Source organism: Rhodococcus sp. MH15 (assembly GCF_019266045.1).
Classification (GTDB): Bacteria; Actinomycetota; Actinomycetes; order Mycobacteriales; family Mycobacteriaceae; genus Rhodococcus_F; species Rhodococcus_F qingshengii.
In genome coordinates, this window is sequence record NZ_LPNP01000080.1 from 983,238 (window position 1) to 1,006,198 (window position 22,961).

16 protein-coding genes are annotated in these 22,961 nt (G+C 61.5%); 6 read left to right on the top strand and 10 right to left on the bottom strand.

Annotated features, from left to right (window positions below):
* Nucleotides 1–30: 30 nt before the first annotated feature.
* Genes ATN37_RS27630 through ATN37_RS27640 form a run of 3 tightly spaced genes read right to left on the bottom strand, consistent with a single transcriptional unit; the run spans nt 31 to nt 4,326 of the window.
* Nucleotides 31–1,413 carry a condensation domain-containing protein gene (locus ATN37_RS27630; protein WP_118603241.1) on the bottom strand — a complete coding sequence of 461 codons (1,383 nt, stop codon included), beginning with the start codon at nt 1,411–1,413 and terminating at the stop codon, nt 31–33.
* Complete coding sequence (locus ATN37_RS27635) at nt 1,413–2,879, bottom strand: condensation domain-containing protein (RefSeq protein WP_165639057.1); 1,467 nt, start codon at nt 2,877–2,879, stop codon at nt 1,413–1,415. Before ATN37_RS27635 ends, ATN37_RS27630 begins: the two co-directional genes overlap by 1 nt.
* The gene (locus ATN37_RS27640) at nt 2,812–4,326 is read right to left on the bottom strand and encodes a condensation domain-containing protein (protein ID WP_165639058.1); all 1,515 of its coding nucleotides are present in this window, start codon (nt 4,324–4,326) and stop codon (nt 2,812–2,814) included. The genes ATN37_RS27635 and ATN37_RS27640 overlap by 68 nt, the downstream gene beginning before the upstream one ends.
* A 470-nt stretch (nt 4,327–4,796) precedes the next feature.
* On the opposite strand from ATN37_RS27640, the gene sthA reads away from it, so the two are divergent.
* The 3 genes from sthA (at nt 4,797) to ATN37_RS27655 (ending at nt 8,220) form a co-directional block, all read left to right on the top strand.
* A complete protein-coding gene (sthA, locus tag ATN37_RS27645) occupies nt 4,797–6,209 on the top strand; it encodes a Si-specific NAD(P)(+) transhydrogenase (protein WP_050654762.1) in 1,413 nt (470 codons plus the stop codon).
* Between the two features lie 151 nt (nt 6,210–6,360).
* Entirely contained in the window at nt 6,361–7,263 is a 903-nt protein-coding gene (locus tag ATN37_RS27650; protein ID WP_054188915.1) for a hypothetical protein, read from the top strand.
* A gap of 93 nt (nt 7,264–7,356) precedes the next feature.
* Nucleotides 7,357–8,220: a bifunctional 2-polyprenyl-6-hydroxyphenol methylase/3-demethylubiquinol 3-O-methyltransferase UbiG gene (locus ATN37_RS27655; RefSeq protein ID WP_165639059.1), complete on the top strand. Its 864-nt coding sequence runs from the start codon at nt 7,357–7,359 to the stop codon at nt 8,218–8,220.
* A 582-nt stretch (nt 8,221–8,802) separates the two neighbouring features.
* Here ATN37_RS27655 and ATN37_RS27660 read toward each other — a convergent pair.
* On the bottom strand, nt 8,803–9,237 hold the full coding sequence (locus ATN37_RS27660; protein WP_165639060.1) for a hypothetical protein: 435 nt from the start codon (nt 9,235–9,237) through the stop codon (nt 8,803–8,805).
* Between the two features lie 50 nt (nt 9,238–9,287).
* Nucleotides 9,288–10,289 carry a helix-turn-helix domain-containing protein gene (locus ATN37_RS27665; RefSeq protein WP_256933550.1) on the bottom strand — a complete coding sequence of 334 codons (1,002 nt, stop codon included), beginning with the start codon at nt 10,287–10,289 and terminating at the stop codon, nt 9,288–9,290.
* A gap of 364 nt (nt 10,290–10,653) precedes the next feature.
* On the opposite strand from ATN37_RS27665, the gene ATN37_RS27670 reads away from it, so the two are divergent.
* Entirely contained in the window at nt 10,654–13,173 is a 2,520-nt protein-coding gene (locus ATN37_RS27670) for a LuxR C-terminal-related transcriptional regulator (protein WP_165639062.1), read from the top strand.
* 6 nt (nt 13,174–13,179) lie between these two features.
* Here the strand turns inward: ATN37_RS27670 and ATN37_RS27675 are convergent, their stop codons facing one another.
* Nucleotides 13,180–13,935 carry a MerR family transcriptional regulator gene (locus ATN37_RS27675; protein ID WP_003940632.1) on the bottom strand — a complete coding sequence of 252 codons (756 nt, stop codon included), beginning with the start codon at nt 13,933–13,935 and terminating at the stop codon, nt 13,180–13,182.
* Between the two features lie 321 nt (nt 13,936–14,256).
* Between ATN37_RS27675 and ATN37_RS27680 the strand changes: the two genes are divergently transcribed.
* Nucleotides 14,257–17,712, top strand: coding sequence for an indolepyruvate ferredoxin oxidoreductase family protein (locus ATN37_RS27680; RefSeq protein WP_165639063.1), 3,456 nt, complete (start codon nt 14,257–14,259; stop codon nt 17,710–17,712).
* A gap of 94 nt (nt 17,713–17,806) precedes the next feature.
* On the opposite strand, the gene ATN37_RS27685 is transcribed toward ATN37_RS27680, so the two are convergent.
* From ATN37_RS27685 to ATN37_RS27695, 3 genes are all read right to left on the bottom strand, one after another.
* On the bottom strand, nt 17,807–18,466 hold the full coding sequence (locus ATN37_RS27685; RefSeq protein ID WP_003940243.1) for an LppP/LprE family lipoprotein: 660 nt from the start codon (nt 18,464–18,466) through the stop codon (nt 17,807–17,809).
* Between the two features lie 93 nt (nt 18,467–18,559).
* The gene (locus ATN37_RS27690) at nt 18,560–20,227 is read right to left on the bottom strand and encodes an amidohydrolase (protein WP_165639064.1); all 1,668 of its coding nucleotides are present in this window, start codon (nt 20,225–20,227) and stop codon (nt 18,560–18,562) included.
* Nucleotides 20,228–20,243: 16 nt separating this feature from the next.
* Complete coding sequence (locus ATN37_RS27695; RefSeq protein WP_165639065.1) at nt 20,244–21,494, bottom strand: MFS transporter; 1,251 nt, start codon at nt 21,492–21,494, stop codon at nt 20,244–20,246.
* A 216-nt stretch (nt 21,495–21,710) separates the two neighbouring features.
* On the opposite strand from ATN37_RS27695, the gene ATN37_RS27700 reads away from it, so the two are divergent.
* Entirely contained in the window at nt 21,711–22,340 is a 630-nt protein-coding gene (locus ATN37_RS27700; protein WP_030535295.1) for a TMEM175 family protein, read from the top strand.
* Here the strand turns inward: ATN37_RS27700 and ATN37_RS27705 are convergent.
* Nucleotides 22,337–22,915 (bottom strand): CGNR zinc finger domain-containing protein, encoded by a 579-nt coding sequence (locus tag ATN37_RS27705; RefSeq protein ID WP_165639066.1) that lies wholly within the window; start codon nt 22,913–22,915, stop codon nt 22,337–22,339. The two genes, ATN37_RS27700 and ATN37_RS27705, sit on opposite strands and share 4 nt — an antisense overlap.
* Nucleotides 22,916–22,961: the final 46 nt, after the last annotated feature.

The following is a 22,961-nucleotide window of genomic DNA, read 5'->3' on the forward strand; positions in this document are numbered from 1 at the left end:
AAATAGATCTACGGATAGGCGGCCGTTCGTCTACGGCGTCGACAGGATCTCGGAGACATGCGAGAGGAAGGTGTGCACTGTCCGGGCAGCGGGCGCAGGAAACCTGGTCCGCACTGCCAATCCGTCGTGAGTTCGTGAGAACCAGAACTGAACGTCGTCGGCGTTCGAGACGCGACTGAGTTGCTGCGGATTGATCGGCGCAGGCTGTGATTCGCTGGACTTTGATTTACGGGGGCGAGATCCACCGGGCATGGTTCGGTAGTCGGCGTAGGACACCGAGAAGATGTCTCTGCGAGTGGGCGAAACCTCGGGCCCCAAGCTCCGCAACACCTGCCTCGACGAGACGGACGACAGTGAAAGTGACTCGTGGAAAGCGAGATTGACTGCCCGGGCAGTGCTGTGAAGATTGTCCATGCTCGTCACGGTGATGGGCGCATTGGCTACCAGCCATCCGAAGGTGTGGTTGTGTCGCGGTTCCCGACGCGTGTGAACAGGGAACAGTAGGTGCGTGTCCCTCTTGCCGGTCAATTGTGTTGTGGCCAAACCGATCGACGCAAGAATTGCACCGAACGACGAGTGCCGATGATCGGCGCAGTTCTGGTCGAACAGCTCGGCTTCGTCGGCGTCGAGGAGCATTCGGGTGTCTGTGCCCTGGGGCGACATCGCCCCGGCGGGCAGTCCCAGATCTACGGGAAAATGGGGAGTGTCACCCCCGCATGCTCGGAGGAAGGACCGCCAACCCGCAATCCGGTGGTCGCCGGGCTCTGGATCCGCGGTTGCCGATTCCCGGAAGCAGTAGTTGAGGAAACTCCCGGGCTCCGGAAGGAGATCAGACGCGATCGGATCACGGTCCGCCCGCGTGTATTCGCGATACAGAGTGCTGATCTCGGTAATTGCGATGCTCATGGACCAGCCGTCGCAGATGGCATGGTCGAACCCGCAGATCACTGTCGACTGGTCCTCGCGGGTGATGGCACCGAGAAAGTACGCGGGAAACGCGAAAGGATTGCACCATCGATCCAAGCGCTCGCCCAAGAGTTCTCGCACCTGCTCCGGTGTTCTCGCGTCAGCCACTGTTTCCTCACGCAGGCGCAGATCGCCGACGTCGGCGACGTCGACGAACAGTGCCGAGGATTCACCCGATTCTTCGGCCTGGGAGAACGAGCACGACAGGGCGTCGTGACGGGACGTCCATTCCTCGAAGCTGGCCTTGAGTGCGTCCGTGTCGATGGGGCCGGGAACGTCGAAAGTAGCAGCGAGCCAAGTCGTATCGCCGCGGCTGCCGGCAAGATGCAGCTGCTGATTGGAGGTCGGGGGAACCGGATACGTCGTTCCGGTGGAGATTTCGCTCGGCGTCCACTGCAGAATGCGGCCCGGCCGTGCCTCGAACCTGTCGAGAAACGTGATGTGCATCAGGCGGTCTCCACTTCCTGACGTGCATCCGCCTGACGCACGACACGGTAGTCGCCGGTATCAGCGACCGTTCTCAGGACGTTGCGAAGGTGTCGTAGGTACCGATTCACCGATGTGTGCGCCTGCTCGGTGTCCGGAAAACTGACCATCACGTACGTACGGTCTTCCTTCCGGTTGATCCACATCGACAGATCACCCGTCGTTCCTGGCCCACCCAGTGCCCGCGCCTCGAGTTCGTCATGGTGCTCGGCACCTGGAATCAGGCGCATGTCGATGTACGACACCATCGGCGGGACCGAGGTTCCACCGATGTCGGATCCGGTCAACTTCGACACCTGGGCGATCACCGAGTGAATGGACACGTCCGCGACTCCCTTCACCGCAGCGCGAGCAGCGTGGGCAAGGGGGAGTGCATCGGTAAAGTTCGTGACACCGCTCAGCGTGAACGAGACCGGGACGAGATTGATGAACCAGCCTTGGGAATAGAGGTATCTCGGATCGGAGCGAGTGCCGACTGCGTTGAGCGCGAAGTAGTTCGCTCGATCCGCAACTTCGATCTCGGTGAGGGCGAGGGCTGCGAAGATCCCCGTGGAGAAGCCGACGCCATTGGACTTGCACAGCGCTGCGAACGCGGCTGACTCGTCGCTGTCGAGAACGTCGATGTGTGTGCGGGTCGACCGGGCCTGTTCGCCCCGCGCGACACCGAGGTCGAGGGGGAACGTCGGGAGTTGGCCGGCGTTGGCGGCGAGAATCGAAATCCACTGCTGCACAGGCGCCGCGGCCAGGTCGAGGTTCCCCGCGGATGTCCGTTCCTCGCCGCTGTACTCGACGTAGCTGCCGGGAGAGGGAAGTTGAGCCTCGATGCCGGCGCTTTCGGCGATGTACAGCGCACGAAGTTCTTCGACGCCCAGCATCAACGACAGGCCGTCGGTGTGCGAGTGATCGACGCCGTAGTAGACGGTGAAGCCGGCGCCGTGCTCGACGACGCCACTGATGAACGAGGGCCATTGCAATGGGCTGGTATCGCCGGCGAAACTTCGGCTCACATGCTCGCGAACCGCATCTGTCGTGTTCAGAGAACCGACGCTGTGCGGCGTGAGTTCGATCGTCGACGCATCCACCACGTGACGGTCGATGACCCCGCTACCGTCGGGATCTTCGGATGATCTCACCTCGAACCAACTGTGCAGTGTGTTGTGCCGCAGGACAAACGCCTGGACCGCCCGACGCAGTGCCTCCCGATCGAGATCACCGGGCAGAGTGAACGTGAATCCGATCCACGGTGACCAGTCGACGCCTTGTGCGCGCTTGTGATCGGCGGTACGAATGTGTCCTTCCTGTAGGAACGAGAGCGGTTGGTCGCTCCGTGGTGCCCCGGATGCCGCCGCCAGGGATTGTTCAGTAGGCCTGAACTCGGTGAGCGTCCCGGCTTTCGGTGCCCAGAGATCGATGGGTGTCATTTCCATGAGAGTTCTCCTCGATCGGTACAGCGGTATTGATCGGTACGGCGGTGTTGGTCGGAGGTGCGAAAGTGTCGGTCGAGAAGGCAAAGTCCTCCATTTCGCGGCGTAGGAGTCCCGCGAACTGATGGATGTGGCGGCTCGTGCGCGCGTTGCCCGGGTGGCGTATGGCCAGATTGAGCCCTTCGGGAGTCCGCGTGAGCCAGATGTAGACGTCGGTTCCCGAATGATCTCGACTACGAAGGCCCCTGGTCTGCCAGCTCGTCCATTGCTCGGCACCAGGAACGTGACGAACGTCCATGTACGAGAGCACGAACGGCAGGTGCTGCGGGGAGTCGATCAGCTCGCACACTTTCGAATACGGCAGTGCCGCGGCGGGGCGGACGCGCCGTATCTCCGTGCCGGCAACCTTGGCCAGATCGCTCACGGTTGCGGCGGGGGCAATCGGAATCCTCACCGGCACAACACCGATGAACCATCCCAGCGACGCGGCCCATCGAAGCTCCGAACGGGTGTGTTGCGGCACGACGACGCGGAATTCGTCTGCACCGGTGAGATCGCCGGTCACCTTGGCCGCGCACGCGAGTATCGCGGCCAGGAATCCTTGGTTGCTGCGCTTGCTCGCTTCTGCCAGGCGTTCGGCTCCCCGGGCGCTCAGAAGCCAGGCAGACAGGCTCTGCTGAGGGACTCGGCGTCCGGTGACCGGTTCGGGTAGCGCTGGAAAGTACGGAGCCTCGCCCTGCGCGTAGAACTCGCGCCACGTCTGCACTGCCGGGTGAGAGCGGTCCGCGTGTCCCACGAGATCTCGTTCCTTGGTGCCGAAGTCGATGTAGCTTCCGGTCTCCGGCGGCGAGGGAGGGCTTCCCTCGCTCAACGATCGGTAGATCGTCTGCAGTTCGTGCGCGGTCAACGCCACCGAATATCCGTCCAGCAGAGCATGATCAGCGGCAAAAACCACGGTGAAGTGGTTGGGGCCTTCGATCGTCGCGAACTGATACGCAGGCCAGACAAGTGGATCGGTCGATCGGTCGAGCAGTTGCTGCAGATGCGTGAAGACAGACATCGAGGACGCAAGGTGTCCGACCTCGGTGCCCAGAATCCGGACGTCTCCAGACGCCGCGGTGCGTCGGACTATCGTTTCGCCCTCCACGGCGACGTGTGTTCGGAGCACTTCGTGGCGATCGATCCAGTGATCGAGAGCGGCCGCCCAGGTCCTTCGGTCGAGTCGGTCGTGGATGCGAAACGAGGTACCCAGCCACGACGGAGTGCACACGTCGGTCTGATGGTGCACCTGCCGTTTCGCCTGCTGGGCATGTTTCAAGTGTGCCTCGTGTATGTAGCTGGCGGGACGCTGGTCGACAGGCCACAGCTCGGGCGGATTCACCGCGGCGGGAGTCCACTCGGTGACGGTCCCTGGAGGTAGGGGATAGTCGGCAAGTTCCGTGAATTCCATTGGGAAACCTGATCTCTCGAGATGGCGAAAGGTGGGGATCGTGAACGGGGCGGATGTTTGTAACCGAGAGTGACAGATGATTAGTCAAGGCAAGTAGAACGCGGCCCGAGGCTCCGCGCAACTGCTTCGGTGCGGGATGTGACGAGGAACATTCCGCTCGTTATTTCGGACAATTCGAATACTGGACATCCGGTTTACGGCCCTGGTCACCTGTCAGTTGATCGATCAATCACTCTGTGGTGAAACAAATTTCAACAGACCGTTGTGAATTCCGCCGGCGACGAAGCATGTGCGCATGCGAACGTCGGAATATGTTTATGTGTAGCAAGTTTCGTATGGATTCGGCTGTATCTCTTTTAATTGCAACAGGGTTCGTGTACTGCCGTCGTGTCGTTTCGGCGCGCGGATTGTTCACCGAGTATTGACATGCTCGGCATCTGCCGGTCGTATGCAGACGGTATTTCTAAGCGATGACTGATCCGATGGAATACGACCTGGTTGTGATCGGCTCCGGCCCGGGTGGGCAGAAGGCTGCCATCGCGGCGGCCAAGCTGGGTAAACGGGTAGCGATGGTCGAGAAGGGCAACATGCTCGGGGGAGTGTGCGTCAACACCGGCACCATTCCGTCGAAGACGTTGCGTGAGGCGGTTCTCTACCTCACCGGGATGAACCAACGCGAACTGTACGGCGCGAGTTACCGCGTCAAGGAGAACATCACTCCGGCCGACCTGCTGGCGCGAACCCAGCATGTCATCACCAAAGAAATCGAAGTCGTTCGATCTCAGCTCCTGCGCAACCGCGTCGAATTGTTGATAGGGGTCGGCTCGTTCGTCGACGAGCACACCATCCTCGTCGAGGACGCCTCGCGCGGAGACAAGATGACGATCACGGCGAAGTTCGTCGTGATCGCGACCGGAACGTTGCCTGCTCGCCCGGCGGGGGTGTCCTTCGACAGTCACCGGGTGCTCGACTCCGACGGAATCCTCGATCTGACCTCCATCCCGACCACCATGGTCGTCGTGGGCGCGGGAGTGATCGGTATCGAGTACGCATCGATGTTCGCGGCACTCGGCACCAAGGTCACCGTCGTCGAGAAGAGGACGTCGATGCTGGACTTCTGCGACCCCGAGGTCATCGAATCGCTTCGATTCCATCTACGCGATCTGGCGGTCACTTTCCGATTCGGTGAAGAAGTGACGGCCGTCGACGTCGGAGCGAACGGAACGCTCACGACGCTGCGCAGCGGCAAGCAGATTCCAGCCGAGACCGTGATGTACTCGGCTGGACGGCAAGGCCTCACGGCGCCACTCGCGCTGGAGAACGCCGGGCTCGAAGCCGACGAACGTGGCCGTATCTACGTCGACGACAATTTCCGCACCAAGGTCGAACACATCTACGCCGTCGGTGACGTCATCGGATTCCCGGCGTTGGCGGCGACGTCGATGGATCAAGGTCGACTCGCGGCCTATCATGCCTTCGACGAACCAGGCGCGAAGCTGATGGATCTGCAGCCGATCGGCATCTACTCGATTCCCGAGGTGTCGTACGTGGGCGCCACCGAGGTCGATTTGACCAAGGAATCGGTGCCGTACGAGGTCGGGGTTTCCCGATACCGCGAACTCGCACGCGGGCAGATCGCAGGCGACACCTACGGGATGCTCAAGATCCTGGTGTCGACGGATGACCTGAAACTGCTCGGTGTTCATATCTTCGGCTCGGGTGCAACGGATCTCGTGCATATCGGCCAGGCGGTGATGGGGTGCGGCGGGACCGTCGAATACCTTGTCGACGCCGTCTTCAACTATCCGACACTGTCCGAGGCGTACAAGGTGGCGGCGCTCGACGTCATGAACAAGATCAGGGCTCTCAAGCAATTCCACTAGGGGTCGGGGTGTCCCCAGGTACCGGTCAGGGTCGGTCGGTGTACTTCTCGGGTAGCACTTGTTCGAATACCTGAGGGTGATGTCAGGCCTGGGGAAATAGGGCAGGGTCTATCTCTATGACCATTGCCCAGGAACTTCGTGTGGAATTTCGATGCTGATCGGACTGATTGCCGCGATCGTGGCATGCGTCGGGTACGGCGTTGCATCCGTGCTGCAAGCCTACGGCGCGCGCAAGTCGGCAGCTGCCGCCGAGCAGCGTGGCGAGGCCGGACACGTGACGGCGTCGGGTGGCCCGACCTTGCGTTCGACGTTCGCGGCCGCGCTGACGGCGTCGTTCATCCTGGGCACCGTGCTCGATGCGGTCGGATTCGCCGGAAGTGCCATCTCCGCGAGGCTCATTCCACTGTTCTTGTCGCAGACAGTGGTCAGTGCCAATCTCGTCATCACGGCAGTGCTGGGGACCGTGGTCCTCGGCATCCAGTTGCATCGTCGCGACTGGTTCGCGATCGCTGCGGTGATCGGATCGCTCCTGCTGCTCGGATTGTCGTCAGGTCACGCGGGCGGTGGGAGTTCCAACGACGTCGTCCATTGGGGTGTCCTCGTGGGCTCGGCGTTGATCTTGCTGATCGGCATCGGTTTGATCCGATGGTTGGGCTCACGCGCAGCAGTTGTCGCCGGGTTGATCTCGGGTGTGCTGTTCGGCTGTCTGGCCATTGCCGTACGCGTGGTCTACGGAATCGATCCGTTCGAAATCGGCACCATGCTCCGCGATCCGGCAGGCTGGGCGATCCTCGTCTCGGGCCTGGGCGGCTTCTATCTGCATACGGTGGCGCTGCAACTGGGATCCGTCAACGGAGCGACAGCGGCTCTGGTTGTCGGCGAGACGGTGGTTCCGGGAATCGTTGGCGTCGTGGTGCTCGGCGACGCGTCGAGACCGGGCCTGGAATGGCTTGCCGTCGTCGGCTTCGTCGGGGCAATCGCGGGTGCCGTCGCCGTGGCCGTCTTCGGCGCGGCGAGCCACGAGGAGAAACCGGTCGAAGAAGTTACCTTCTGATCCGGTAGACGAAAGTGTCCTCGAAGACACGACGGCGAACACGACTACAGACGTGTTAGAAAGGCAGTTCAGGCCGATCTCGGAGGGGTAGTCATGCAAGGGGCAGCAGCGAAGCACGAGGCCGAAGCCATCGCCGGAAATAAGGCAAATTGGGACGATCGCGCCGATGTGCATGTGCGCTCCGAAATGTATGACGTCGGCGGGTTTCTCGCCAACAGAGCGACCATTTCCACAGTTGTGCAGAACGACTTGTCGATTCTGGCCCCGCATCTGCCACAGTCAGGAGTGCAAGGTCACTCGCTCCTGCATTTGCAGTGCCACATCGGGATCGACACGATCTCCTGGGCGCGTCTTGGTGCGATCGACGTACACGGGCTTGATCTGTCACCCAACTCTCTGCACCACGCTGCTCGTATCGCAAAGGCAGACAACCGCGAGATCACCTGGGTGGAAGGTGATGCGCGATTCGCCTCGACGCTGATCGACCGACGTTTCGACGCGATCGTCACCAGTGCCGGAACAATCGTCTGGTTGCCGGAACTCACCGCTTGGGCTCAGTCGATCCACGACCTCCTCGAGCCTGGTGGGGTGTTTCAGATCCGGGACGATCATCCGATCCTCGGCGCAATGGCGTTCGAGCCGTGGATGATCACCGACGACTACCTCTCCGGAGGCGGCATGCGATCGTACGAAGACTCGGCGACTTACACCGGGACCTCCGATGGGCAGATAGCGCACACTGCCAACCACGAATGGCGCCACGACCTAGGCGAGGTCGTTGGTTCCTTGCTGGATGCGGGTCTTCATATCGAATCAGTTTCGGAACTTCCCTATATGGACTGGCCGGCCTTCCCCGAACTCGTTCCATGCGCCAACGGATGGACTCTGCCGAGCCACTCTCCGCGGATACCGTTGAACTTCGCCATCGTCGCCAGGCGAAATCAGCGAAGTGAGTGAGCAGAGCCGATCCCTTGGAAGACTTCGAATTATTCCTCGAGCGGCGTGGCCGTATTTCGTGCATGATCGTCGGATGGCTTTGTCCCGGTTGTTGCCTGTCAGCTCGCCCTTATCGCAAGTCGGCGCGTCTGGTGTGGTGCGTCCAGGAATCGAGTTAATCGTAGTTCTTTCGAGCTAATACTTCTGGTGGATAGTGCTTTTCGCTCGAACTCTGCTCGGCGTTGTTGCAACCGTTCGGCGAAGTTGCAGTATCAGGTTCGAATGAACCTGCGTCGCTGTTCGATCGGTCAATTGGTAACGGAAACCGCGTTCTCGCAGATAGTTCCAATGCGCCCCAATGTCCCGCTTACGTTGTGCGTCACGGGCAGCGGGACGAAGAACGGAGGAAAGTGATGAGCAGCTTGGATATTCAACGCTGGTCGAACGACTTCACCGCGCTGACCAAGGTCATATCGGAAGGCATCGAGCAGTTTGTTCTCCGGTTCATTTCCAGCTGAAGTGATCTGAGCTCGTTGCCGGGTGCGGATAGTTCAGTCGTCGCTTCCGCGGTTCGAGTGATGAATTGCGATGAAATAGAGGTTCTTACGGCGTCTGGGAGACCTGGGCGGGGGCGAGCAGGTAGGAGAACACGTACGTAACTGCGGCGATGACCGCCAGTACGATCAAGGACATCGGGAACCCTGCGGAATCTCGCACCGGGTCACCAGTAGCGACGACAGCCGCCATGGACACTCCGATTACCAGCAATGTCACCGCCAAGGCAGAGCACGCAGCGAACCGATGCTTCCAGCAGCAGACTGTGCGCGCCGGCCATGTGTGGCTTGTTCTCAGGGCGCAGCGCCCACCTGCAACAGCGCTCGAGCCGACAATCAGCCCTGCCAGCGCTCCGATGAAGGCGGGTATGAACAGTCCTACCCAGGACCAGGCTCCATCGCCGACTATCGGGATCATCACGGCGACACCTGTGACCGCACCTGTGAGCGCAGCCAGACTCAGTTCCTTGTCGACCCAGCTCATGGATCAACTAGAACACAGGCACGCTCCCGAGGCTGTGGAGTATCTCGGATTCAGGGGCTGAAGAACTCGAGTCGGCGGTGCAGGCGTGCGATCGACGGGTCCCCGATCGTGCGTCTGCCGTCGGTTCGGGCTTGGCTCGGGGTCATCCCGTAGAAGTCCTTGAACGCTCGCGCCAACTGGGATTTCGAGGTGAAGCCGCATCGCAGGGCCAACGCTTCGATCGTTTCGTTCGGCATCTCGGTTCTGGTCAATTCGCGGTAGACGAGTTCGAGACGCTTCCGCCGAATGACAAGAGCTATTCCGCCGTCGGATGCGAATGCGCGATAGAGCTGTGCCCGGGAGACGGACAATGCTGCGCACATGCTCGTCGGGCCGAGCCAGGTCTCCGAGAGATGCTCGGCGATGTGGGCGTGCGCACGATCGCGGAGAGAGTGATCGGGCCGCGGCGACAGATCAGGTTCGGCGATACCCAAACTGACACGAAGGAGGGACGCGACGACGTCCTCGTAGCCGGCCGCAGCATCGGGATCGAGATGCGGTAGCGCGAGTACGACCGATTGCATGCACTGAGCGAGCAAGACGGCAGGAACTCCGCGCAGTACCGTCCCGTGTAGAGAACGACCCTTCGACTCGGCCTCGACGAGGGAACGCGGTGCGAGGAGCGTGATGGTGCGCCCTGTCGATTCCGCCTCCGCGTCGGCGGTCCAGGTACGCCCGAGGTCGAAGAATGTGACATCGCCTGGACGTGCGACGAAATCGACTCCGTCGGCGTTGCCGCTCAACTGCCCGTCGAGGACGACCTGGACCATGTATTCATCGTCGAGTCCGCTCTCGGCGATCAGCCGATTGTTTCGGGTGTACTTCTGTGTGTTGAAGGTAGTTTGACCGATCAACGAGGTTCCGATGGAAAGCGCTGTGATCGAGCCTTCGAGAGATGTGTCAGGGTCAATTCGGTCGGTGACGAAGAACGGACGTGTGACACTGCGCCAGAAGTCGTCGGCGTCCGCAGGATCGACCGATCGGGTCGACACGCGGATGCGGGCGGATTTCATCGACACGCGGGCATGATATGTCAGATCCCGCAGGTCGCAGTCACTCTCCCGCAAATAGACGTCAATAGTGACCGAGCCCACATAATGAGACAAATCGGGCGTATTTGTGAGACGGCCAGTGCTCGCGTGTCGCGGCGAAGCTGTCTATGTTGTTCGTTATGGGTGGACAGGTTGGGAGTTCGATGCTCGAACGAAATCTCGAGTTCGGCGGGGATCGACTGCTCGTTCGTCGGCCATCATGAGGTCCACTTCGAATCGATCGCAGCTATCTCGAGCAAAGCGAAATCCTCGAGGAAGGGGCACGCTGCAAAGGCGGCTTGCCGGGCGTGGAGCCACGGCGATTCGTCCCCGCCTCCTCGGATTGATGGAACGCTCGGCGGGATTGACTGTCATCGATTCGCCGCTTGGGTTCGGCAAGACGGAACTCGCCGCGTTGTGGCTCACGACTCTCGGGCAGGTGCCGAGCAGACCGGTTGTCTGGGTGCCGGCGCCATCGCATCGGATGACCCCCCTCGAGTACTGGAACACCGCGCTCGCAGTAATTCAGGATTCGCTGGAATCACTCGAGGCCCCGCCACGAATGCGCGAGGATCCAGTGGGCGCGATCGAATCACTCCTCGACTCGTCGCCCGCACCATTCGTGTTGGTGTTCAACCGCATCGACCTGGTTGAGGGTGACGAGGTGGGACGCCGAATCGTGGATCTGATCGTGCGGCTTCCCGGATTGAAAGTAGTCGTCACGCTGCAGGATCGGTCTGCGACGGACTTGCTCGAAGACGTCCGCGTGGACGAGTACCTGTGCGCGAACGACCTCAGATACACACTCGACGAGTCCACCGTTCTGTTCGCGGAGGCAGGGATCCACCTTCCCTCGGGCATCGTCCATTCGATCTGTGAACGCGTTGCCGGCGTTCCCGTGCTGATGAAGGTTGCTCTGAGTGCGGTTGCGGGGCTGAGTGAACCGAGCCGTGGACGCGAACGCGTTCAGCAGCGAGTGGACCAGGCGATCCACGCGTACGTCAGTCGGACCGCTCCTCGGTCGGGCAAGTCGCTCGAGTTGTTCGACTTCGCGACTACGATCGCCGCTGCCCGCACGGTGACACCAGAGATCGCTCGTGTCTTGTCCGACGATCTTGACGTGGAGGGCAAACTGGACTTGCTCGAGTCTTTCGGTCTGATCTTCCGGAATGGTTTCGAGGGAGAACCGTCCTGGTACTTCGCGCCGTCAGTTCGACTGGCATTCATACAGATACGGGCCGAACAAGGGGATGGATTCGAAGATCCCTTCCAGGTACTCGTCGATCACGCTCTCGGGACTTCGGATATAGCCGGTGCCGTTCACTACGCCTTGGACGGACGCAAGTGGACCAGGGTGCTCGACATACTCGAGCGCCACTGGGCTGATCTTCTGGTCGATCACACCGGATTGGTCCGGACTGCGTTGCAATCCATACCCGATGACGTACTCAGTTCGAACCCTTCGATTCTGGTGGGTCGTGACCTGCTCGAATCACGTCTGCGGCCGCAGTTGATCAACGGCGATTCATTACCGACGGAACCGGCGGAATTGCGTGCGATAGGTGGTAGTCCGCATGCGCACAGCTTGTTGAACGTCGGAACTGTCCAATCGGTGGTGCTGAGAACATCCGGTAAGTACCAACGCTCTACCGAGATCACGCGCAAATTGGCGCACGTCGTGTACGGACTCGGCGACGAGTCGTTGGGCGCGTTGGGGTCTCAACTGCCCGCCCTGCGGCTGATCTGGGGGGTCTCGCATCAATTGACCGGTGACCTCGGTGATGCCGCGGTGGAATTGCGACTCGCCTATCAAGGTGCGGTGCAACATGGTCCGGAGTTCGTCCTGCGTCACGCCGCAGGCAATGCCGCGCTCAACTCCGCGCTGATCGGGGACGTCGCGCACGCGACGGACTGGCTGCACCTGGAAAGCACACACCCGGACGTTTCGGGATGGTTGGGACCGCCCTCGCACATGGGGGGAGCGATCGCGCGGGCACTGGTGGCGTGCGACAGCGTGGACCTGCACGCCGGAGCTGCCGCGATGGACGCACTCGCCGAGGTCACACCGCCGGGCGACCTGTGGGCGTTCGCGGCCTACACTTACACCAGATTTGCACTGCTGCAATCGGACCCGTTCTGGGGGCTGATTTCCCTCCAGCGCGCAGTGGCAACGCACGGGCACGTGAATCCGTGTGAACGATCGCTCGGTGACGCGCTTCTCACCGCGGCACGTATCGATCTTCTGTTGGCGTCCGGGGAGGGTACCAAGGCGCTGGAAGAATCAGTCGCTGCGCCACATACGTTTGCAGTTGTCACGGTCTCCGTGGCGCGGGCGCATCTCCTGACCGGGTCGCCGTCCCAGGCATTGGAATTGTGCCGCGAAATCGACTGGAGCGGGCAGTATCTCACGAGGTTTCGGCTCGAATCCCTGCTGATCGAATGCGCTGCTCTGTGTGAACTGGGCAGGATCCCCGCTGCCGCGAGTACATGGGAGGAAGCTCGCAGACTGCTCGAAACCTCCGGTGTCCTGTCGGCCCTGGCGACGATACCGCGTGATCTGATCAGGCAACTCGAAGATCGGGCCGAGGGCTCGAGCAGTGCCGTCGCGACCTTTCTCGAATCCGAAGCGGCGCAGATGTATCCGGCGGCCATCGTTCGGGTCCAATTGACGAAACGGGAGATGGACGTTCTCGTGGAACTGGGTCTCGGCATTCCGATCGGTGAGATCGCGCGGCGGTTGTTCGTATCCAACAACACGCTGAAGAGTCACCTCCGAGCCTTGTATCGCAAACTCGGTGCGCATTCCCGGGAAGAGGCTGTCGCGGCAGCGCACCGACACAACCTCCTCGGCAGTGGGCAGGACTGATCGACGTCAGTGCAGATTGCGCTCGGCGTAGACCTTCATCGCGTCACGGACCAGCGAAGCAGTGCCTTCTCCGTACTTGTCGTAGTTTGCAGTGAAGCGGGGATCGTCGACGTACATCTGGCCGAGCCCGGTGAAGGCGTCGGCGCTGGGAGTCCTTCCCTGCCAACCGATCTTTATCCACTCGAACTGTCTTCGGGTAATCGTCTGGACGTCGTCGCTTTCCGCGGACAGCCCCGCTGTCAGTGCTTTTCCGAATGCCGCTGCGATGTCGGCTTGAGATTGCAGATGAGCTTTACGGTCCTGCTCCGACATCGACCGCCACCAGTTGTCGCCGCTGGTGTAGGCGTCCTTGCCCCAACGCTCGATGACCTCGTCCTTGTATCGGGTGTGGTCGAACCCGTCGAAAACATCTTCCGGCATGAGTGATTCACCATTCTTCGTCTTGTTCAAGGTCCTGTTGACCGATTCGATCTGTCTCGAGATCCGCGTGCGCTCTTGCTCGAGGAGTTCGAGGTGCGTACGCAGTGCGGCGGCCGTATCGCGTTCGCCGGTGAGGACTTCGGCGATGGCCGGCAATCCGAGTCCGAGTTCCCGAAGTAGAAGGATGCGTTGCAGTCGCACCAGGGCGTCTTCGTCGTAGAAGCGGTAGCCGTTGGCGCCGATGCGACTCGGTTCCAGGAGTCCCAAATCGCCGTAGTGACGCAGCGTTCTGCTGGTGGTACCTGCGGATTTGGCGAGTTCTTGGATGGACCATTCGCTCACGTGGAGTTCCTACTCTCGGATCGGTTGTGCTCATTCAGCATGCAAGTTGACGTTGCGTCAATGTCAAGAAAGTTCTCGGTGTGCATTGTCGGGAACGTTTTATGTCCGTTTCGCCGTATCGCCACGAACGGGTCTCCAACTGATTGATTCGATGACCTAGGTCACGTGATTTGGCTCACAAATTGTCAATTTGAATAGTTGAACAAGCCTCTGTTGACGCTTTCACATACCTCGACCACGATCATCTGAACAGATCGAGTTACGCGGTTGTTGAAAATGCACGGTAGTTGAAATGCACTGCAGACGGAACGGTGGTCCACGATGACTGAACTGGTGTCGGGCGTAGCCCAGGCCAAGCCCTATGACCTCGATGATCGGTACCGGTCGGGATCGGGACCGGTGTTGCTGACCGGTGTTCAGGCAATTGCACGCGGCTTCGTCGAGCAGCACGTTCGCGACATTCGGGCAGGTAAGCGTATTGCCACCTTCGTCTCCGGTTACCAGGGCAGCCCCCTCGGTGGCGTCGACAAGATGCTTCACGGCATGCCCAAGGTTCTCGCCGAGCACGACATCACCTTCATCCCTGGCTTCAACGAGGAGCTCGCCGCCACGGCGGTATGGGGAAGCCAGACGGATCTCCCTGCCGGAACCGCGACCCACGACGGCGTGACCGGCGTCTGGTACGGCAAGGGCCCCGGCGTCGACCGCGCTACCGACACCATTCGCCACGCCAACATGTACGGCGTGAACCCCAAGGGCGGCGTCGTCCTCCTGGTGGGCGACGACCCCGCGTCGAAGTCCTCCACGGTTCCGGCCGTCAGCGAGCGCTCGCTTGCCGCGATGGGCGTGCCGGTTCTCTTCCCACGCAATGCCGAAGAGATCATCACGATGGGTATGCACGCCGTTGCTCTCTCGCGTGTCTCCGGTTGCGTCGTAGCGCTGAAGATCGTCGCCGACGTCGCAGACGGTGCCTGGACGATCGACGGCAGCATCGCGGACTTCGACATCGTGGTTCCGGAAGTGCAGTTCGAGGGCAAGCCCTTCGTCTACAAGCAGCGTCAGATGGCCGCGCCGCCGGACAGTGTCATCGCCGAGGCCGATCTGTACGGCCCGCGATGGGATCTTGTGCACGCGTACGGAACTGCCAACAACCTCGATGTGATCGAGGTCAACCCCTCCGGTGCGAAGATCGGTATCGCCGCCACCGGTACAACTTTCGACTCCGTCCGACAAGCTCTGGCAGACCTCGGCGTCGATGATGCCGCGCTGCACCGCGCCGGGATCCGTCTCCTTCGCATCGGAATGTGCTACCCCGTCGTGGGCGAGAAGATCAAGGAGTTCGCCGAAGGTCTCGAGCAGATCGTCGTGGTCGAGGACAAGACCGCGTTCATCGAAGCTCAGATCCGGGAAGTCCTGTACGGCACCGACGATGCCCCTCGCATCATCGGCAAGCGTGACGGCCAGGGCCGTCTGCTCATGCCTGCCAGTGGTGAACTGACCGCAGGCCGGCTGCTCGCCCCGTTGCGCCGCGTACTGAAGCCGCACGTCGAACTCAAGCGCACCCTCCCGGCCCCGCTGTCGCTCAACGTGCTCTCCGCCAAGCGAACCGCGTACTTCTGCAGCGGGTGCCCCCACAACCGTTCCACCGCTATTCCCGAGGGTTCCATCGGCGGCGGCGGAATCGGTTGCCACACACTCGTCACCATGTCCGGCCGTGAGGACAGCGCTGTCACCGGCCTGACGCAAATGGGCGGCGAGGGCAGCCAGTGGATCGGGCAGGCACCGTTCACCGACGTGCCTCACCTGTTCCAGAACATCGGCGACGGCACCTTCTTCCACTCCGGTCAGTTGGCTGTCCAGGCATGCATCGCCGCAGGCGTGAACATCACCTACAAGTTGCTCTACAACGAAGTAGTAGCGATGACCGGTGCACAGGACGCGGAAGGTGCCCTCTCCGTTGCTCAGCTCAGCCACAAGCTGACCACCGAGGGCGTCAAGCAGATCATCATCTGCGCCGACGAGCCTTCGCGTCACAACAAGCGCGCTCTGGCCAAGGGCACCAAGCTCTGGCACCGCGATCGCCTCGACGAGGCCCAGAAGGAGCTTCGCGAGATCAAGGGCGTCACAGTGTTGATCTACGACCAGCACTGTGCGGCCGACGCTCGTCGCCAGCGCAAGCGTGGCACGCTGCCCACTCGCAACACTCGCGTCGTCATCAACGAGGCAGTGTGCGAAGGCTGCGGTGACTGCGGTGTGAAGTCGAACTGCCTCTCGGTCCAGCCCGTGGACACCGAGTACGGCCGCAAGACGAAGATCGACCAGACGTCCTGCAACACCGATTACACCTGCATGGACGGCGATTGCCCGTCGTTCGTGACCGTCGAATTGGTACCGGGCAAGAAGGCTCCGAAGGCCGCACGTCCCGTCCCGCCCGTCGTCGCAGACCCCGATTTCGGACCGCTCACCAGCACGCAGAACGTTTTCCTCGCGGGCATCGGCGGCACCGGCATCGTGACCGTCAACCAGGTGCTCGCAACGGCTGCACTGCGCGCCGGCCTCGAGGTGGAGAGCCTTGACCAGATCGGACTGAGCCAGAAGGCCGGACCGGTTGTCTCGCACCTGCGTTTCAGCTCCAGCGCGCTCGAGCCGTCCAACCGCCTCACTCCGGGCAGCGCGGATTGCATCGTCGCCTTCGACCTGCTGACCGCGACGGACAACAAGAACCTCGACTACGGCAACGCCGAGAAGACGGTCTCCATCGCCTCGACGTCTCAGACGCCGACCGGAGACATGGTCTACGACAAGGCTGTTCGCTACCCCGAGGAGACGTCACTCCTCGCCCGTCTCGACAAGGTGTCGCGCACCCTGCGTTCGTTCGACGCACTCGCCGCGGCACAGGAGTTGTTCGGTAACACCGCAGCAGCCAACTTCCTGCTGATCGGTGCGGCCTACCAGAGCGGCGGACTTCGTCTGCCGGCAGAGGCCATCGAAGAAGCGATCGGCATCAACGGCGTTGCCGTGGACGCGAACATCGCGGCATTCCGTTGGGGTCGTGCAGCAATTGCCGACACCGCAGCGTTCTCGGCCGTCACCACGCCGGCCAAGTCCGTCCGCGAACCCGTTGTCGCACCGGCTCACATGTTCGCCGGAACCACCTTCACCGGTGAAACCCTGCGACTGGTGGAACTGCGTGCGGCGCAGCTCATCGAGTTCCAGTCCGTCAAGATCGCCCAGCGTTACATCGATCAGGTTCAGGCAGTCTGGACCGCCGAACGTGCCGCAACCGAGCGGACCGATTTCAGCGAGGCTGTTGCCCGCGGCCTGTTCAAGTTCACCGCGTACAAGGACGAGTACGAAGTTGCTCGTATGCTGGTCGACCCCGCATTCCTCGAGGACGTCAAGTCTCAGGTGCCGGCCGGGGAGAACCTGACCTACAAGCTCCACCCGCCGATCCTTCGAGTGATGGGCCGCAAGAAGAAGATCGGTCTCGGACCCAAGTCGCATGTTGCACTGAAGGTTCTGGCCAAGGGTAAGAAGCTTCGCGGTACCAAGCTCGACCCCTTCGGCTACATGCACGTCCGCAAGGTCGAGCGTGAACTGCTCGCCGAGTACGAGGCCATGATCGCTGACCTCTCTCGTACGCTCGCAACCGACGGATACGATCGCGCCGTCGAGATCGCGGCACTGCCGGACGTGGTTCGCGGTTACGAAGACATCAAGCTCGGCAACATCGAGCTGTACAAGACTCGCCTGCGCGAACTCGGTGTCGGTGAGTAGGAGCGCCGGCGAGTAGATCGAACAAGACTGTGCCCCAGTGACCGTCGTCGCTGGGGCACAGTTGCATTCAGGGCATACTCGGACCCAGGCAGGTTCAGGAGGGCGGGAACTGGCCGTCGGCAACCACGGCGCTGCCGTTCCACGTGAAGTTCACTATGTTCGGTCCGCCTTGGGGACAGCAGAATGCATCGTCGTCCAGCAGCCAACGGTATTGGACGGATACCGAATCCTTGTTGCTGTCGATGACGTGTGTGTACGAGTACGGCTCACTGGTAGCCGTGCCCAGGTATGTTCCGTCGTGGAAGAACAGGACGTGTGACTGGTAAGTCGCATCGCCGACGCCGTCGCCGTCCACCGAAACCCAGAGCAGGTCAGGACAATTCCCGATCTGTTCTTCGCTCGCGGATCTCGGTATCCAATTGCCCCCGTTGATGTCGGTGCCCAGCGTGCCGATGGCGTCGGTGACGAGCGAGGAGCCGACGTCGAGACAGGGACCCGAAGCGGGGATTGCTGTCGTAGTCGCCGTCGTGGATGCATTTGTGCGGGTGTTCGATTGTGGCGGGGGAGAGCTCGCTACCGTCGTCTCGGTTTCGTTTGCCGTCGATGTCGCCGACGCCGTTGAACTGGCTGCCGTGGAACTCGCCGCCGCTTCAGGTGTTCCTTCGGTCGACCCACAACCGGCGACCGTCAGGGCAGTGGCCGTCACCAGTGCAGCGGCTGCGACGGCGGCCGAAATCGGAGCTTTCCTGCGCATGCGTCCTCCAGAGTGTATGGGTTCACGTGTTCAAGTCCCTCCTTCGTTCTGTCGCCGGGCCGCATGCGTGCGTTATCGAACAACCGGTAACGATCAGCTATCGGACTCGGTGTTCCGTGCTTCGGTGCTCTTGGCCCCGGCCGCGTCGTATCGCACGGATCCAGCAACGACGGTCATCGCAATCTCTGTGGTCAGGAGAGAATCGACCCCTTCGGTGAACGGATCTTGTTTCAGTACGACAAAATCGGCTGCTTTACCCCGAACCAGCTGGCCGGTCACATGTTCCCACCGGCACGAGTAAGCAGCGTCGCGAGTTGCGTGAGCCAGCGCATCCGCGAGAGGTAGAGCGTACTTCGGCAGATTGGGTGCCAGCGACGGATCGATTGCGGATCGACGGGTGGTGGCTGTGAACATGTTCGGCAGCGGCGGGTGGGGAGCGGTCGGAGCGTCCGAACCCAAGGCCAGAACCGCTCCGGCCTCGGTGAATTCAGGCCAGGGGTACGCGCGATTCACCCGGTAGTCGCCGAGCATCGCCTGCCAGTTCTCCTGGATTGCAGGGTCAGCGTGAACCGGTTGCATCGAGGCGATGATTCCCAGGCGGGCAAGCCTTTCGACGTTGTCCCGGGTGATGGACTCCAAGTGTTCCATTCGGTGCCTGCGGGGAATGTCTCCGTTGGCGGCGATCGCGTACTCGAGTGCCGTCAAACCGATCTCCGACGCCTCGTCGCCGATCGCGTGCATCGCGATCTGCAGGCCTGCGGCGTCAGCGGCTGTCACGACGGGGATCAAGGACTCGAGATCCCAGATGGGCTCGGCGTTGGTGCCGTCCGAGTACGGCTCTTTCATTGCGGCAGTGCAGCTGTCGATCACACCGTCGATGATGATCTTGATTCCGGCGATACGGAGCCACGGACCTTGGACGCGCTCGTGGAGTTCGATCACGTCGTGAACTTGTCCGACGTTGTCGGCCTCGTTGTCCTCGCGGGTCATCAGCCAGTGAGCCGCGACACGCAGCGGCAGTGTTCCGTCTCCTGCGTCCAATGCTCTTTCCAGCGAGGCTAATTCGTCCGCGCCGAGTGCCATGTCGACCGCACCGGTCACTCCGTCCTCGAGATAGTGGCGGAAGGCGAGAGCGAGGGCGGCGTCCCGGTCTTCGTCGGATGCGAGCTCCGCCAGTTTCGGCCAGACGTAGAGCATCATGGCGGTCTCGTACAGCATTCCGGTGGCTTCTCCGGTGTCCGGATCCCGGCCGATACGACCGCCGATCGGATCGGGAGTGTCCGCGTCGATGCCGAGTTCTCGCAGTGCTGCAGTGTTCACCCAGACCGAATGTACGTCGTTGGCGTCGAGGTACACCGGGCGATCGGGTACGACGGCGTCGATCATCTCTCGCGTCGGGTGCCCTCCATCCAGCGCGGAGAACAACCAACTGCGACCCAGCAGTCGTGGTGCGTCCGGGTTCGATTCCGCGAATTGCTTGATGCTGGACTGAATGTCGGCGAGATCGGCGGCATCACGCAGATCCAACTTCTGCAGCGCGAATCCCATCATCACCAAATGCGTATGGGCGTCGACGAAACCGGGTAGCACGACGGCACCTTCGAGATCGATCACCTCGGCGTCTGGAGCCAGGATATCGGCATAGACGGTTTCGCCCACGAATCTGAGCTTGTGGTCCTCGACGACTATCGACTCGGCCCATCCGTCGTCGGCAGCCGTGAAGATCTTTCCGTTGCGGTAGTGAGTGATGCTGTCATTCATGACTTCTACGTGATCCTTACGCGATGACGGTAGTAGTGATGGCGGCGCTGTGGTGACGATACGCACCTTCGGTACGTGCGGAGAGTCGGGAAACCAAGGCGAACGGGACCAGTAGAACGAAGCTGATCCCCGAGATGATGACTCCGAAGGTCGGATACCCGAGGCCGGCCGTCACCGAAGTTCCGAACAGCGGCGCGAACGCGGAGCCGATGAGGTAGGTGCCCAGTAGTGGCGCCGACCATCGGCCGGCCGCGTCGAGCGCGGCCGAGATGGCAACCAGGACGATGAACGTGGCCGCGTAGATCGTGTTCCAAGCAATGATCACTACCAGGTAGATCGTGGGATCGGTGGTGAGGCCGGCAGACAGCTTCAGAATTGCCCCGAGTATCAGTAGCACGGAGATCGATACTGTCCGACTGACCCGAGAACCCAACGCGGTCAAGGTAACAGCCGCGAGCACACCACCCGCCGTTGATGCGCTCAGTGCGAGACTCATTTGTTGATCCGAGAGCCCGGCGTGCTCGGAACCCATGATGCCGAGTACTGCCCACAACGAGTCCTCGCTGATCGCCCAGACTGCAAGCATCGCGAGAAATGCGGTTCCGGCAAAAGTGAGTCGTTTCGCGCTGACCCCGGCGGGGAGAGCTGTGGTCGTATTGGCGGACTTCGCCGTCTCCGGCGACTCTTTCACCGGGGACGACGGCAACCAGGTGACCGTTGCTGCGGTAGCCAGTGCCAGGACTGCGACGATGCCGAATGCGTTGGTCATGTGTGTGCCGAGGATGGGTATGAGAGCGAGGACGGCTGTGACGACGACACGGTTCACGAGGCCGCTGATGCTTGACGCCCGGTCCGGGTTCGTGAGCGCGGCCAGTGCCGCTCCGCCAACGGATGCGGATCCACCAGCGCCGATACCGCCGACGATGATCGCGGCGCATGCGATCGTCGTGGACGGTGCGATGGCCGCAACGCCGAATGCGGCTGCCATCGCGATCAGGCTGACGCGGCCGAGGAGATGGCGATGCCGGCCCGAGGCGATTCGGGTGGTGGCGAGGCAGGTGACGGCGCAGACCAGCAGCGATGCGGTCAGAACGGCACCGGCAGCGGATTCGGTGACACCGAGGTCCTCGACCATTGCCACGATCATCAGGGGGGTGAGGTTCGCGGTGATGAACCCCATGACGCCGATACTGAAGACGGCAATACCGCGGTTGGCGGTGAGTGGAACCCGGTCGGACTGCGTATTCGTCGAAGCGTTGATCGGCACTAGGGCAACCCCATGTCCTGAAGGGGGTGGCTGAACCGACCCCTGGTGGCGTGATGCGAGTCACTTAATGAATGTGATTCGTTAAGTATGGGGATGGGCTCCGCCACGGTCAAGAGATCTAACGAATTTGATTCGTTAATTGTATGTTTCCGGATACGTGCTTCCGTAAAGTGGCGTCGCCGGTCTGTTTCCTGTTGTGAGGCTTATGCTTCCGCAATGGCTGAGATTGCGGAACGCACCCGCTACTTCGAGCGCTACGTCACTTTCATCGACGCGATTGTCGCCATTGCGATCACGCTGCTCGTACTGCCGCTGGTCGAACTCACCAGTGACCACCACGGCACCACGTCGGAACTGCTGCGCGATCACGCTGCGCAGTTCTACTCGTTCGCCCTGAGCTTTCTGGTGATCTTCCGGCTCTGGTGGTCGCAGCATCGGCTGCTTCGTTTTGTGGTCGACGCGGACAAGGTGGTCGTTCGCGGACTGGGGTTGTGGGTGATGACCATCGTGTTCCTGCCCTTCCCGACAGCGCTCGTTGCGGCGCCGTCGCAGGATCTCGGAACCAGGGCTCTCTACATCGGGACAATGGCAGCCAGTGCTGCGTGCCTGGCGGTGGTCGCGTGGGGTCTGGTTCGCAACCCGTCGTTGAGTGAAGAGAATGCGAAGCCGCATTTCACCGCTGAAATCGTCACTTTCCTGATCATGGTGGTGGCGCTGCTCGTCAGTGTGCTCGTTCCGGTGACGTCGTACTTCCCGCTGTTTCTTCTCCTGCTGTCGACGCCGATCGAGAAGCTGTGGAACCGAGTGGCGGCGAAATGGAGTCGCGGTGAAGGTGAGATGAGCTAGTCGGTGCGAGCGGTCATCGCGGATTTCTTGGCTTTGTTTCCGCAGATGTTCATCGAGCACCAGCGTCGGTTGTTGCCGCGACTGGTGTCGACGTAGAGGCCGGTGCACCCGTCGCCCTGGCAGGCTTTGACGCGGTCCCGGTCGGCTCCACCGAGCACCGCGATCGCGTCGGCAGCCACTATCGACAAAGCGTCACGGATCGGATTGTCTCCGGCTGATTTCCAGAGGGCCCGGCCACTCTCGAGGACGAGGTGGGCATCACCGAGCTCGGATGCGGTGTTGACGATCCCGACATCGGTGCGTGAGGTACGGCGGTTCTCGCATACGGCGGTTCCGATGCGATGAATGGCCTCACGTAAATCCTGCGCGCCGCGGAGGTCGTCTTCTGTCGCGGTTGCGGGGGCGCCCATCAGATCGTTGGCGCGTAACCATAATTCGAGTCGCTGCGGGCTCGTGAGTCGTTCGAACCTCGAGCCGTTCCGATTGGTGAGGGTGGCGGTGAAGCGGAAGGCGAGCGTGTCGTTGTCGAGTCGAAACACGTCCCGAGCGGATTGATCAGCTCCTGCTTCGTTCACTTTCGTCCTCCTTCGTGGCGAACCATCTCAACCGGTTCGACAGCAA